Below are 13,829 nucleotides of genomic sequence, written 5' to 3'. Positions count from 1 at the left end.
AAATCGCAGATCTATTTTACTGTTTAAAACAACTCACTTTTTTATTATGCATTTTGGAGGCATAAAAAAGGGAGCTTAAATAAGCTCCCTTATTGATAAACCCTAATAAGCCTTAATCAGCCAAGTTAAAGTGCTTTGATAGTTTCAATTTGCTCATTTAACTTATCACAAGTAGTTTGGTATTCAGCTTGTTTTGCTTTCTCTTTAGTAATGACCGCTTCTGGTGCATTACTAACAAAACGTTCGTTGCTTAGCTTACCTGATACTTTACCTAGTTCTTTAGTTGCTTTTTCAAGCTGCTTAGCTAGACGTGCTAACTCAGCTTCTGCGTCGATCAAACCAGCCATTGGAATTAATAGCTCTAATTCACCAATTAATGCAGTAACAGAAGCCGGTGTTTCTTTGCCTTGTTCAACAAAGGTAACTGACTCTAATTTAGCGAGTGCCGCTAAGAAAGCCTCATTCTCAGCAAAACGACGTGTATCTTCAGTGCTTGCATTTTTAACTAATACGTTAAGTGGTACTTTTGGACTGATATCCATCTCACCACGAATGTTGCGTACTGCATCAATGACTTGTTTAACCCATTCAAGATCTGCAACTGCTTGTTCATCAACCTGTGAAGCATCGTATTCAGGGTAAGCTTCAAGCATGATAGTTTCACCACCTTGACCAGTAATTGCTTTCACACGTTGCCAGATTTCTTCCGTCATAAATGGCAGCATTGGATGCGCTACACGTAATAACGTTTCTAATACATTGATTAATGTATTGCGAGTACCGCGTTGTTCTGCATCGCTACCTTTGAATAAAACAGGTTTAGTTAATTCTAAGTACCAACCACAGAATTCATTCCAGATGAAATCGTAAAGAATATTTGCTGCAATATCAAAGCGATATGTGTCTAATGCTTGACGGAACTCTTTGATCATATTTTGCAATTGACCTTGGATCCAACGGTCGGCAAGACTGAATTGCATCTCTTTGTTATCACCAAAACCAAAATCTTGCTCTTCTGCGTCCATTAATACATAACGACTTGCATTCCATAACTTGTTACAGAAGTTACGGTAACCTTCAAGACGATTCATATCCCAATTGATATCACGACCCGTTGATGCCATTGCTGCTAATGTGAAGCGTAATGCATCTGTACCGTGTGCTTCGATACCATTAGCAAACGTTTTACGTGTATCTTTTTCGATTTTCTTAGCAAGCTGTGGTTGCATCATGTTGCCAGTACGTTTTGTCACTAAGCTTTCAAGATCTAAACCGTCGATCATATCTAAAGGATCTAATACGTTACCTTTAGATTTAGACATCTTATCGCCGTTTTCATCACGAATTAGACCAGTGACATATACGGTTTTAAAGGGGACTTGTGGTGTGCCATCTTCATTCTTCATAAAGTGCATGGTCATCATGATCATACGTGCAACCCAGAAGAAGATGATGTCAAAGCCGGTTACCAATACATCTGTAGAGTGGAAGGTTTTAAGATCCATTGTTTGGTTTGGCCAACCCAAAGTAGAGAATGTCCAAAGACCAGATGAGAACCATGTATCAAGTACATCATCATCTTGGCTCAGTACAACGCTATCATCTAAATTATTTTCTGTTCGAACTGTCGCTTCATCATGTCCAACGTAAACTTTACCTGCTTCGTCATACCAAGCTGGAATACGATGTCCCCACCATAATTGACGTGAAATACACCAATCATTTAAGTCATTCATCCATGAGTTGTACATATTTTCGTATTGCTGTGGAACAAATTTGATATCACCATTAGCAACCGCTTCTTTTGCTGTTTTAGCTAAAGGAGCAACACGTACATACCATTGGTCTGTTAGCATTGGTTCAATAACAACACCACCACGGTCACCGTAAGGAACGGTTAAATCGTGATCTTTAATTTCATCTAATAAACCTAACGCATCTAATTCACTCACTACTAATTTACGAGCATCTTCACGTGTTAAGCCTTGGAATTGTTTAGGTAAATCCGTTGCGTAATCTTCGCTCTTTTCACCATTAGTATTAAAGACTTCTGCTGTATCACGAATACATGCATCAAAAGTTAATACGTTGATCATAGGTAGGCTGTTACGTTTACCTACTTCATAGTCATTAAAATCATGTGCTGGGGTGATTTTTACACAACCCGTCCCTTTTTCCATATCGGCATGTTCATCGGCGATGATTGGAATTAGGCGGTTAGTGAAAGGTAAAACAACGTGTTGGCCGATCAAGTTTTGGTAACGAAGATCTTCTGCATTAACCGCAACACCAGTATCACCTAACATGGTTTCAGGACGTGTTGTTGCAACAACGATGTAATCTTTACCGTCCGCCGTTAATACGCCATTTGCTAATGGATAGCGGAAGTGCCACATGAAACCTTTAACGTCTTTGTTTTCTACTTCTAAGTCTGAAATTGCAGTGTGTAATTTAGGATCCCAGTTAACTAAACGTTTACCTCGGTAAATTAAGTCGTCATTGTATAAATCAACAAACGTCTTTTTAACGGCTTCAGATAGCCCTGCATCCATAGTAAATCGTTCACGATCCCAATCGACAGAAGTACCTAAACGGCGCATTTGGCGAGAAATATTACCACCTGATTCTGCTTTCCAATCCCAGATTTTTTCAATGAAAGTTTCACGGCCTAACTCTTTACGAGTTTCACCTGTTTCAGCAAACAGTTTACGCTCTACAACCATTTGTGTTGCGATACCTGCATGGTCAGTACCCATTTGCCACAAAGTATTTTTACCTTGCATACGTTGGTAACGGATCAAAGTATCCATGATCGTATCTTGGAAAGCATGACCCATATGTAAACTACCAGTGACATTTGGTGGCGGGATCATGATGCAGAAACTTTCTTTGTCAGTATCACCATGAGGTTTGAAATAACCTTTTTCTTCCCAATTTTGGTAATTTTTTTGTTCGATTGCACTTGGGTTATATGTCTTTTCCATCATTTATCTTCTGTCTGGTTAGTTGACTCTTGGGATGCTGTTGCAACATCTTGAGTAGATAGGGTGTGACCTAATTTTTTATAGGCGCTGTAGCGCATTCGCGCATTAATTTTTAATTGCTCTTGTGCTGGCACAAAATCAATAATTTGTTGGAAGTTTAAATTAAATTCCGGAATGTTTTGACTGAGATTAATCAGTATCGCACGTGGATGTTGCGGTGCTAACCAACTAATCTCAACTGGTGAACCATAGCGAGGGCCTTCACCGACTAAATTGTGTGGTACAAAACTATCGCCATCGAACTGCCATAAATATTCATCAACAGTAAATGCATCTTGTTGATTTTCAGTGTAAATAAATATTTTCTTATTTTGCTGATAATAATAAGCCGCTAACTGACAAGCTTGCACAAAATAGGGCGGCAAGCCATTGTCAGTCGCATCTTCTGTATGAATATAAAAAAGAACTTGGCTCATTAGCGTTCCAAATGACGTTTAGTTATTAACATTTATGCGTCGATATCCGCGACATCTTGTTCGCTGCGGTTAATGACAAACTGTGTTAATAATGAAACAGGGCGACCTGTTGCACCTTTATTTGGGCCTGAGCGCCAAGCTGTTCCTGCAATATCTAAATGTGCCCATGTGTAGGCTTTCGTAAAGCGAGATAAGAAACAAGCTGCTGTAATTGAACCAGCAGGGCGACCACCAATATTTGCCATATCAGCAAACGGACTATCTAATTGTTTTTGGAAGTCATCATCCATTGGTAATTGCCATGCTTTATCACCCGCTTGATTAGAAGCACTTAATAGTTCATGTACTAACCCTTTATGTGGACTCATTAAAGCACTGATATTGTGGCCTAATGCCATGATACATGCGCCAGTTAATGTGGCTACGTCAACAACACATTCTGGTTCAAAACGTTCTACATAAGTTAATGCATCACATAATACTAAACGTCCTTCAGCATCCGTATTCAATACCTCAACCGTTTGACCTGACATAGTTGTTAAAATGTCACCTGGGCGATAAGCTTTACTTGAAGGCATATTTTCTGCGCCAGCAATAACACCAACAACATTGATTGGTAAGTCTAATTCTGCAATGGCTTTCAGTGCACCAAATACAGAAGCAGCACCACCCATATCATATTTCATCTCATCCATGCCTGCGCCTGGTTTTAGTGAAATACCACCTGAGTCAAAGGTTAATCCTTTACCTACTAATACAATAGGTTTCTGATCTGTTGGACCACCTTGGTAATTAATGACTGACATATAAGCAGGATTTGCAGAACCTTGTGCTACCGCTAAGTAACTGTTCATACCTAATGCTTGCATTTGTGCGGTATCAACTACGTCTGTAGTAATTTTATCAAACTGTTGGTCCAGCTCTTGTGCTTGTTCACTTAAATAAAATGGCGTACAAATATTCGGAGGCATGTTCGCTAAGTCTTTACAGAACTTCATACCAGAAGCAATCGCTAACCCATGTTGTAATGCTAATTCTGCACGAGTTAGTTCTTTACGACTTGGAATATTAAACGTTAGTTTACGTAATGGGCGACGAGTATTGTCTTTATTGGTTTTGAATTGATCAAAGTTGTATAAGCTATTTTGTGTTGCTTCTACTGCTTGACGTACAGCCCAGTAACTATCGCGCCCTTTGATATGTAATTCTGATAAGAAGCAGATTGCTTCTAATGCACCGGTATCGTTTAACGTTGTGATCGTTTTTTCAATAATTTGTTTGTACTGTGTTTCTGTTAACTCGCGTTCTTTACCACAACCTACTAATAATACACGCTCACTTAATACGTTAGGTACATGGTGCAAGAATAATACTTGACCAACTTTTCCTTCAATGTCGCCACGGCGTAATAACGCACTTAAATAACCTTCACTAATATCATCTAATACTTCTGCAGCATTAGACAAACGTCGTGGTTCAAAGACACCAACAACAATACATGCGCTGCGTTGTTTTTCTGGGCTACCGCTCTTAACTAGAAATTCCATATGTATCCTTTAAAACGAATTATATTAAGATTAACTGTGCTATTTTCATAAAAATGCAGTTATCATAAGCTATTGTGGATCTTGAAACGTAATCTAAACTTACTAAAATAGCAATTTTACCGCAATTGCTTGCTTAATCCACTATTTTACGGTCTTTTGTCGCATCTTATTTTACACTGGAGAGCTGGGTGATAATTCTTCGTTATTTAATGTCTGAAACATTTAAAAGTCAGATAGGCATTCTCTTTATTTTACTCCTGATATTTGTGAGCCAAAAGTTTATTGCCATTCTTGCTCAAGCGATTAATGGTGTGATCCCTGCGGATTTAGTATTAACTCTTTTATATTTAAACTTACCCACTCTGGGTACGTTAATGTTACCTATCAGTTTTTATCTTGCGGTACTCGTTGCTCATGGTCGTTTACACAGTGAAAGCGAAATGGTGGCTTTAACATCATGTGGTTATAGTCCAAATAAAGTATTGAAAGCGACACTTATGCTGTCATTATTTACCTTCGGTTTTGCAAGTTTTAATAGCTTGTATTTAGCGCCAACAGCTGAAGATGCAATGATCTCTGTTATTGAACAAGCTGAAGCAGATGCGGGTACTGCCACTTTAATTGAAGGTCGTTTCCATAAAACATCGGGTAATGGTGGTGTTGTATACGTTGAAAAATATGAGAAGGGCCAAAAACTGGTTAATGTATTTGCAGCACACTGGCCTGAAGAGGGAGGGGTTTCTCCTTCAGTGATCACTGCAAAAACAGGGCGTGTTGAAGAAAAAAACGATGGAACATGGTTAACCTTAAAAGATGGTCAACGTTATGCTGGCATTGTAGGGCAGAATGAATTTCAAAATACCAGTTTTTTAAGCTATAAAGTACATATCGCAAATGCAGAAGTACAAAGTAAAAAACGTGGTGTAGATGCGTTACCAACACAAACATTATTAGGCTCTAAAGATCCTCGTTACCAAGCCGAATTGCAATGGCGTATTGCTATTCCTGTGTCTATTTTATTAATTACTTTTATGGCTGTGCCCTTATCAAAGGTAAACCCTCGTCAAGGGCGTTATGCTAAATTACTACCAGCTTTAGCTTTGTATTTAACCTTTTTCTTATTACTCAGCGCTTCAAAAAGTTTGATTGAAGATGGTGCTATCCCTCCTTTTGCAATTTGGGGCGTACAATTCTTGTTTTTTGGTATTGGTATTATGTTGCATTTACAAACAATCGGAAAATTTAATCTTAAAGTGAAAACGCCTAAAAAACCTAAGGTGGAAAAATAGATGGGAATTTTAGATAGATACATTGGTCGAACTGTTTTTGCTGCGACATTCTTAACTTTATTCGTATTAACAAGTTTAAGTAATATTATTAAATTTGTAGAGCAAATGAAGCATGTTGGTACTGGTAATTTTGGGGTTGTTGAAGCCGCTTATTTTGTTTTATTAAAAATGCCTGCTGAAATTACCTTATTTTTCCCAATGGCTGCATTAATAGGTGCATTAATTGGGTTAGGCTCCTTAGCAAGTAGTAGTGAACTCGTGGTTATGCAAGCAGCCGGATTATCCAAGTTTAGAATTGCAACATCAGTATTAAAAACAGCGATTCCAATGGTCATTGCCGTTATGTTATTAGGAGAGTTTGTCGCGCCTAAAACAGATAAAGAAGCTTACTTTATGCGTGATTTAGCTAAAAGTGGCAGTGCTCAAGTTGAAAATGAATACGGTGTTTGGGCTAAAGATGCGAACTCTTTTGTTAGTATTGGCAAAATGAATAGTAATGCTGAATTATATAATGTTCAGCTGTATTTTTTCTCTAAAGACTTGATCTTAGATTATGCGCTTGCTGCTAATAAAGGGAGTTATCAGCAGGGGCATTGGTTGTTAAAAAATGTCACTAAAACAATTTTTTTTGAAGACAAGACTGAGATAGAAAGTATTCCTGAATATACTTGGCAAACGGATCTGACTCCTAAAAAATTGGAAGTTATTATTAGCGAGCCAGATAAGATGTCGATGCGAGACATTTACAGCTATATCAATTATCTACAAACAAATGAGCAAGACGCTAGTCGTTACTGGTTAACCTTTTGGCGTAAAGCCGTATTGCCTTTTACTGTTGTGGTAATGATGTTGTTATCTGTATCATTTATCTTTGGTGGTTTACGTAGTGTACCTATGGGGACGAGATTGATTTTTGGTATTGCCAGTGGTTTTGCTTTCCATGTGTCTGGTGAGTTATTTGGTCCTGCAAGTTTAGTATTTGGTTTACCACCGATATTGGGAGCCTTGTTGCCAAGTATATTAGTCTTAGCAATTGCGATGTTCTTACTCAGTAGGCAAAGTTAGCCTTATCATAAATTGAAGTTAATTAGGGTATTAGTTATTTATTAACAACTAATACCCACTTTTTATTTTATTTGTTTTTATCTTCATCCATAAAACCCATCCCTTTAAAACCTTTCCAGTTACTGAGTTCTTTGGTTAATACTACGACTTCACATTCTGCCCACAAATCTTGGAATGCGTTGCGACCTTTTAATAAAGCCATGAAAGTACCTAAACCAAATGCAGAAGTTGCCATGCGGATTAATGATTGTGTAAAACTGATATTACTACCATCACTATTTTGAACGCGTAAACGCCATGCTTTCATGCCGATAGTTTGGCCCGCTTTGCTCCAAAAGTAAGCATAAAATCCAATAATTACAGCGCATAAGTAGGTTAAAAAGAGAGGACTTTGCCCTAAATAATCAGCACTATCTTTATATAAACTTAAATCGATTACTGCAATTTTAGCTAAAATAACAACAACCAATAAAGCGAATACAGTTGCAAGCATCAGCACTGCACCAATGGCAAAAAGATCATAAATATAAGCACCTAAACGCTTAAAAAATGATGCTCGTTCGCAGGCTTGATATTGTTCTTCTAAGATTAATTGTGGTGTTTTTGTATTATTAGCCTTAACCATGATGACCCCTTTAAATAATGAAAAAACAGTATAACAAATGCTTAAACAGTTACTATTTTATTTCTAAGGACAGTGAGTTAGGATTCATTCTTAATAAACCAAGAACAATAATTGATGAGTTTTTAATCGCTCACACAGTTTGTGACTGAAAAACCTTGTGTGTAAATAATGCATCGGTATAATCACTCGCACTTAGCCCGAGTGGTGAAATTGGTAGACGCGACGGATTCAAAATCCGTTTCCGAAAGGAGTGACGGTTCAAGTCCGTCCTCGGGCACCATATTTAGTGATAAAGCCTCAACAATTGTTGGGGCTTTGTTGTTTTTGGGGAGATCAAAAGCTTACCCCATAAATTTTTAGCTTATCCTTTAGCATACCTTTAGATACCGTACTCTTTATAATTAGCACATAAAAAAAGCAGTACAATTAATTTATACTGCTTTTAAAATTTCATATTAGGCTATCTATATTCTTGGCTTTATTCCACCAAAAATGGGGCTTCGGCTAACACTGTGTATTTATTGTTTTCAAATAGATAAGCGACATATTTACCTGCATCTAAGCCACTGAAAACTTGACTACCAGCTATATTACCGTTGATATAGTGCCATTCGATTCGACCTTCGCTACCCGTTGGTTCGATATCTGCGTTATAAATAGCAATCCAATCTCTGCTATTACCTGGCGCATGTGCGTAACTAATAGTGATTGCTTCATCGATTGCGTAGATGGCTTTGTTAAGACTTACTTCTGTTTCTGGCCAGGGCCATTGCGCATCAGCAGTAATTTCAGTGGATTTCATTTCAAACTCAACCCCGCGAGCAGCCAGTTCGGCTAAATTACGGCTGTCTTTCACCTTTGCTGAACATGCATCGTTTCGCGTGATAAATTCTCGGCCTATTGATGTGTGATTACTGATAGCAACTTGTGCATTGGCTTTGTCACTCACTAATACTCCCATAAGATTTAATGGTTGGCGATAATCTAAGTTGACGGCTCGAGAAGCGGCAATAAGAATAAAATCATTGGTACTGATAGCTTTAGCTTCATCAAGGCTGTAAGTGCTAAAACCTAAGTTGTCACGTTTGTTTATCCATGCTTCATCGGAAGCAAGAGCACTATTAAATTCGCGTTCGATAATATGTACGCGTGCAATAAGGTGCTGACCCCAATTTAAAATATCTAAGCGGCGTGCATGCAATTGCAGTTCATCCCATACAAAGTAGTTGTAATCATAGCTACCCCATTGTGTTAGCGCTGTAGGATCTGATTCTATGGTAGTACCTAATGTTGTACGCTCTATAATAGCTGCAATTGTTGCACCTGGATCTTCGGTTTTAGCTGCCTCTACAAAGGCTGCAAATTCACCTCTAAATGCTGGTCCGGTTTGTACTTCACAAATAGTGGTCGCACCAGGCGTAGAGTGTATACCTGTTGCTTCAAAAAACTGTTGACGTGCATAGAAGGAATAAAAGTTAGTTGCACCATGGCCACCTTGTGTTGCTGAGCCAAATGAAAATAGGAAACGGTTGGTTTGCAAACCATGACCTATCTCATGCAAGTTACCGTGTTCTACAGGATGAAATGAACCGTATGTATCGTACGGATTACCAGAGCAAGCGCCACCACAGGTTGCTTGGTCGGCATTCACATGCTTTACAATATCAACTGTTGCTACCGCTAAACCTTCCGTTTCCGCCCAGCCATGTACTTCTGGCTCTGGAGTAATATCTGGACCTTGAAATCCAGCCAGAACATGTGTGTAGTTCGTTGCATATAATTTAATCGCTTCTGCGAGTTCAGCTGCTGTATTCCAATAGGAGGTTTCTAAAGTGCTAACGATACGATCCGCTTTAGAATGTACTTCAAAGCTGTTCGTCGCAATTTCAGCCCAATCATAATGATCATCAGCTAATGCTTTTGTGAATTTTGTGTCGTCTTGCGAGCCACTCCAAAAAGCATGTTCACCGATGTTTTCGAATGTAAACTGTGTTTCTATATCGTTAGTGTTGAATGTAATGTGGATCGGGCCGCCGTAGGGTGAAGTAAATACTATCGATTCTCCAAACTTAATTGCTAGGTTCTGTGATGCTAAATATTTAGGACGTGTGTACCCATTGCTATCCCATTCATGAGTCGCACCAGATCGAACTGAGTTTACACGAATACTCGTATCAACTTCATTGTTATCTAAACGTGTGACCCGAACAGTTTGACCCGGTAAAGCATACACGCCAGATGAACGAAATGATTGTTTGCTGGTAAGTGTTATTGTTTTGCTTGTTGGTGTGATGCGGCTAAAATCACTGCGACTGTAATTACCTAAATCTTCTGGTACAGGGTTTATATCACGAGAGATATAAATCAAATGATCGGCAAAGTAGGCTTTGAGAAATTCATTTGTTGGTGTTGAATCAACACTCATAGGATAACTAATATCTTGTCGGATTTGGTCAGCTAATAATACTAAATGTTTTTCTAGTATTTTACTGTTTGAATCAAATATGCGTATACCATTTTGGTCGTAAGTATCGAACATTGATTTAATTGAATTAGCGGCGAGTGAGAATTCATTTGCGTAAGATTCATCATTCGCACATCTATCTTCAGCACAACTAGCTAATGGAACCGAAAAATTCTCATTATTTATATGATTTAATAGATTTTTTATAGCGCTGATATGTCCCGGTAAACGATCTGCATCGGCAACACTTGTATTTTTGATAGTAGATTGTGGCCAGCGATTATCACCTGCATAGGCAACATCAAAGTTGTTAAATAACTGACTACCTAAATCAGTGATGCCACCATCATGGTGCAGGTATAATACTGGAATACCATTTGCTGTTGCATAATTCACTCCCGCCATTATGTCATCAATTTCATATGCGTCTTGAAATTGCGAAATGATTAATAAATCACTACCACCTTGTAAGCAGGTTTTAAGTGCTGCACCATTACAAGTATTGGCATTATTAATAATTAAGCCTTCGTTATAATTATCTTCTAGCCATTCTCGAGTCGCTGGTTCATCTCGAAACCAATAGCTATTATCGCTTTGAGCAAGGGTTACACGTAAATCCTTTTCTTTTCCTTCGGTCAGCCAAGTCATCGTATTATGTAAAAACTGCAACATATCCTCGTTGAGCAATGAAGGGTCGCTTCTTAAATTACGGAACGGGTGACCACCAAACATAATAAATTTTGATTGCTCATGTGTGCCAGCCACTACCAAGGCTCTGCTATCATCGATATCATCACCATTTTGGTCTGCATTGACATTAAGCACTTCGATATTTTTACCTAATTCACCACGAAGAAAACCTGCATCATGAGTAGGATTCCAGTCAAGATCGGTTATATCAGCTAATAGTTGAAGCCTTGTTGCTGCATCGTTTACGCTTGCTTTATCGATAAAGTCAATTGCAGCTGCAGCGACGTTATCACTTGTTTTGAGCAAATTTATGTTGCCGGTTTTTAGTGCTTGCTCTAGAGATGATAAACCATCGCCACTAGGTGGTTTCTCTGTTTCATTATTATCTTCATCTTCTGGTACTGTGTTATCCGGAGCTGAGTCTGATGAAGGTGGGGTATTGCTTTCTGATGAACTTCCTCCTCCACAACCATAAAGAGTAAGTATTGAACTAAGAATAATAAACAATAATGTACGCTGGCTAAACATGCTGCCTCCTTGAGCATAAGTGAAAATGAATATATTCACTTCCATGTGATTTCAGATAAAGCAAAGCCTATCTTTTTATGGGCGCAATAATAATGCAGGGAGAGTATTAAAAGAACAGCATTAAAAGTATTATCTCTAAAATTGAATGTTCTTTATAAAATATTGATATGTAAGCTTTATTTAATGAGAATCGGTTACCTATAAAGTGGTAGTCGTGGAGGTGTGTCTGGGGAGAGATTAATAAATACTTTCTCTTTTATGATAATTATCATCATAATATTTTAAAAACGTTTTTACGAGCAAGCCTTAGTATTTTTATTAAGGCTGCTCGTTTGATGATTTTTGAATCTATTAAGTGCTGTTTAATAAGCTATTGTGCCACGGATTGGATATCCCTCCTGACTACGAACAAATGTTAATCCTCTCACAATAACCTCTGGATCTGGGCGTAAAAAAGGCGCATTGGAAATATCTACTGCTTGTAGAGTACCTTTATCGTTAATAATAAATAAAGCAGGTTCAGAGTAATTATGATCTGTTTCTTGCTGAGTTCGTGGGGCTGAAACATATAATCCGAGTTGTATCATTTGCTGTTCTGTTAAACCATAAGCAATAGGGTAGGTAACCGTTAGCTTTTCCATACTTGTTTGTAGCTGTTCTTTTGAATCTGCAGAAATTGCTGAAATACTGACACCAATTTCTTTTAATGCATTTTGATGTTGTTCTAGCAGGTTTAAGTAGCGAACGCATAATGGGCAATGTTTACCTCTATATACAACAATCATCTGCCAATCTGCACCACTGTGCGCTTTACTTAAATCTAATGTTGTTCCATTAAGTAAGCTTGCTTCAATCGATGGAAAAACACTACCAGCTGTTAATTTTATTGAGTTTGTCATGATCATCTCTCTTTATTTAATGGTTAATTTTATTTTTTAGCGAATGAATTAATAAGAACACTGATGGCAATGAATAATATACTGACAGCAACCACTCCAGGCCATTGATATAGTGCAAAAGCTTTAACTCCTGTAATAGAACCTAGTGCGCCACCAAGATAATAACCAAGCATATAGATCCCATTAATACGGCTCTGTGCACTCGGGTCAATACTAAAAACACGTACTTGATTCGCCACTTGAGCGCTAAAAATAGCAAAATCGATTAAAATAATACCGATAATTAATGCAATCAAGTTTCCTGAAAAAATACCCGTGATTGCAAATCCAATTGCTGCAAGTATGAGCACAACTAAGACTAATTTTTTAGAGCCTATTTTATTAACCCATTTGCCAGCTGACTTCGCGCCAATGACTCCTGCTAATGCAATGACACCAAATAAGCCTGCTTGCTGTGTGTTGTAATTAAAAGGCACATCACTTACATAAATAGCGAGTGTTGCCCAAAGCACATTAAAAGAAGCAAACCAACAAGCTCCTGCTAATGTGTATATTTGCAATGGTTTGTGTTTAATTAATAGGCTGATAGTACTTTTTAAAAGTGCGAAATAAAGTAAATTAGTTTGTGGTTTATTTTGGGGTAAAAATAGCCTTAATAAGATGCCAAAAAGAGCTGCTAATAGAGCAGACATAATAAAGACACTATGCCATCCAAAGTTTTCTCCCACATATCCACTTAATGTTCTTGAAAGCAATATGCCAATAGTTAAACCCATCATTAATGTGCCTAACGTTGCTCCTTTGTTTTTGGCTGAGACCATAGATGCCGCAAATGGAATTAACTGCTGAGTAATATTAGTGCTAACACCAATTAAAAATACGGCTACTAACAAAACAGGCAAATTTGGTGCAACAACTGCAACGCTACAGGCAAGGACTAATAAACAGGATAAAATAGTAATTAAGTGTCGACGAGCAATTGAATCACCTAAAGGAGAAATAAATAATAATGCAAAGGCATAACCAAATTGTGTTAAGGCTGGAATGCTACCTAGTTGTGAACTGCTTAAATTAAACTCTTTAGCAATCAAGGGTAAAATAGGTTGGCTGTAATAAAGGTTAGCTGCAGTTGCTGCAATAGCCGCTGTCATTAGCAATAAAATAAATTGATTTATAGATTGATCCTGTTTGCTATTACTCATCTTCTTTCCGGTGAATAAATGATGCTGAGATGATAAGGCTTGTTCATGTATAACAAAAAT

The 13,829-nt window shown here is 37.9% G+C and carries 9 protein-coding genes and 1 tRNA gene; 3 read left to right on the top strand and 7 right to left on the bottom strand.

Annotated features, from left to right (window positions below):
• Positions 1-125: 125 nt before the first annotated feature.
• From E2R68_RS00530 to pepA, 3 genes are read right to left on the bottom strand one after another with little or no spacing between them, the layout of a single operon-like run.
• A complete protein-coding gene (locus tag E2R68_RS00530) occupies positions 126-2,984 on the bottom strand; it encodes a valine--tRNA ligase (protein ID WP_134275861.1) in 2,859 nt (952 codons plus the stop codon).
• The gene (locus tag E2R68_RS00525) at positions 2,984-3,460 is read right to left on the bottom strand and encodes a DNA polymerase III subunit chi (protein WP_134275549.1); all 477 of its coding nucleotides are present in this window, start codon (positions 3,458-3,460) and stop codon (positions 2,984-2,986) included. Before E2R68_RS00525 ends, E2R68_RS00530 begins: the two co-directional genes overlap by 1 nt.
• 32 nt (positions 3,461-3,492) lie before the next feature.
• Positions 3,493-5,007 carry a leucyl aminopeptidase gene (gene pepA / locus E2R68_RS00520; protein ID WP_134275548.1) on the bottom strand — a complete coding sequence of 505 codons (1,515 nt, stop codon included), beginning with the start codon at positions 5,005-5,007 and terminating at the stop codon, positions 3,493-3,495.
• Between the two features lie 188 nt (positions 5,008-5,195).
• Between pepA and lptF the strand changes: the two genes are divergently transcribed.
• Both lptF and lptG read left to right on the top strand, forming a co-directional pair.
• The gene (lptF, locus tag E2R68_RS00515; RefSeq protein ID WP_134275547.1) at positions 5,196-6,296 is read left to right on the top strand and encodes an LPS export ABC transporter permease LptF; all 1,101 of its coding nucleotides are present in this window, start codon (positions 5,196-5,198) and stop codon (positions 6,294-6,296) included.
• Positions 6,297-7,361 (top strand): LPS export ABC transporter permease LptG, encoded by a 1,065-nt coding sequence (lptG, locus tag E2R68_RS00510; RefSeq protein WP_134275546.1) that lies wholly within the window; start codon positions 6,297-6,299, stop codon positions 7,359-7,361. It abuts the gene before it with no gap.
• A gap of 67 nt (positions 7,362-7,428) precedes the next feature.
• On the opposite strand, the gene E2R68_RS00505 is transcribed toward lptG, so the two are convergent.
• Entirely contained in the window at positions 7,429-7,986 is a 558-nt protein-coding gene (locus E2R68_RS00505) for an RDD family protein (protein WP_134275545.1), read from the bottom strand.
• Positions 7,987-8,181: 195 nt separating this feature from the next.
• Between E2R68_RS00505 and E2R68_RS00500 the strand changes: the two genes are divergently transcribed.
• Positions 8,182-8,266: transfer RNA gene (locus tag E2R68_RS00500), tRNA-Leu, on the top strand.
• A 198-nt stretch (positions 8,267-8,464) separates the two neighbouring features.
• Here E2R68_RS00500 and E2R68_RS00495 read toward each other — a convergent pair.
• The 3 genes from E2R68_RS00495 to E2R68_RS00485 all read right to left on the bottom strand — a co-directional run bounded on the left by E2R68_RS00495 (position 8,465) and on the right by E2R68_RS00485 (position 13,769).
• Positions 8,465-11,668: an ImpA family metalloprotease gene (locus tag E2R68_RS00495; protein WP_166738765.1), complete on the bottom strand. Its 3,204-nt coding sequence runs from the start codon at positions 11,666-11,668 to the stop codon at positions 8,465-8,467.
• Between the two features lie 362 nt (positions 11,669-12,030).
• Positions 12,031-12,567, bottom strand: a complete 537-nt coding sequence (locus E2R68_RS00490) for a redoxin domain-containing protein (RefSeq protein WP_134275543.1) — start codon at positions 12,565-12,567, stop codon at positions 12,031-12,033.
• 29 nt (positions 12,568-12,596) lie between these two features.
• Entirely contained in the window at positions 12,597-13,769 is a 1,173-nt protein-coding gene (locus E2R68_RS00485) for an MFS transporter (protein WP_134275542.1), read from the bottom strand.
• Positions 13,770-13,829 lie beyond the last annotated feature (60 nt).

Source organism: Psychromonas algarum (genome assembly GCF_004376845.1).
In the GTDB taxonomy this organism is placed as follows: domain Bacteria; phylum Pseudomonadota; class Gammaproteobacteria; order Enterobacterales; family Psychromonadaceae; genus Psychromonas.
Note: the sequence above shows the minus strand (reverse complement) of the source record. Positions and strands in the feature narration are given on the sequence as shown.

Coding starts and splice junctions, on each gene's coding strand:
- E2R68_RS00505 (WP_134275545.1), bottom strand. CDS start 7,986: ATGGTTAAGGCTAATAATACAAAAACACCACAATTAATCTTAGAAGAA.
- pepA (WP_134275548.1), bottom strand. CDS start 5,007: ATGGAATTTCTAGTTAAGAGCGGTAGCCCAGAAAAACAACGCAGCGCA.
- E2R68_RS00495 (WP_166738765.1), bottom strand. CDS start 11,668: ATGTTTAGCCAGCGTACATTATTGTTTATTATTCTTAGTTCAATACTT.
- lptG (WP_134275546.1), top strand. CDS start 6,297: ATGGGAATTTTAGATAGATACATTGGTCGAACTGTTTTTGCTGCGACA.
- E2R68_RS00490 (WP_134275543.1), bottom strand. CDS start 12,567: ATGACAAACTCAATAAAATTAACAGCTGGTAGTGTTTTTCCATCGATT.
- E2R68_RS00530 (WP_134275861.1), bottom strand. CDS start 2,984: ATGGAAAAGACATATAACCCAAGTGCAATCGAACAAAAAAATTACCAA.
- E2R68_RS00525 (WP_134275549.1), bottom strand. CDS start 3,460: ATGAGCCAAGTTCTTTTTTATATTCATACAGAAGATGCGACTGACAAT.
- E2R68_RS00485 (WP_134275542.1), bottom strand. CDS start 13,769: ATGAGTAATAGCAAACAGGATCAATCTATAAATCAATTTATTTTATTG.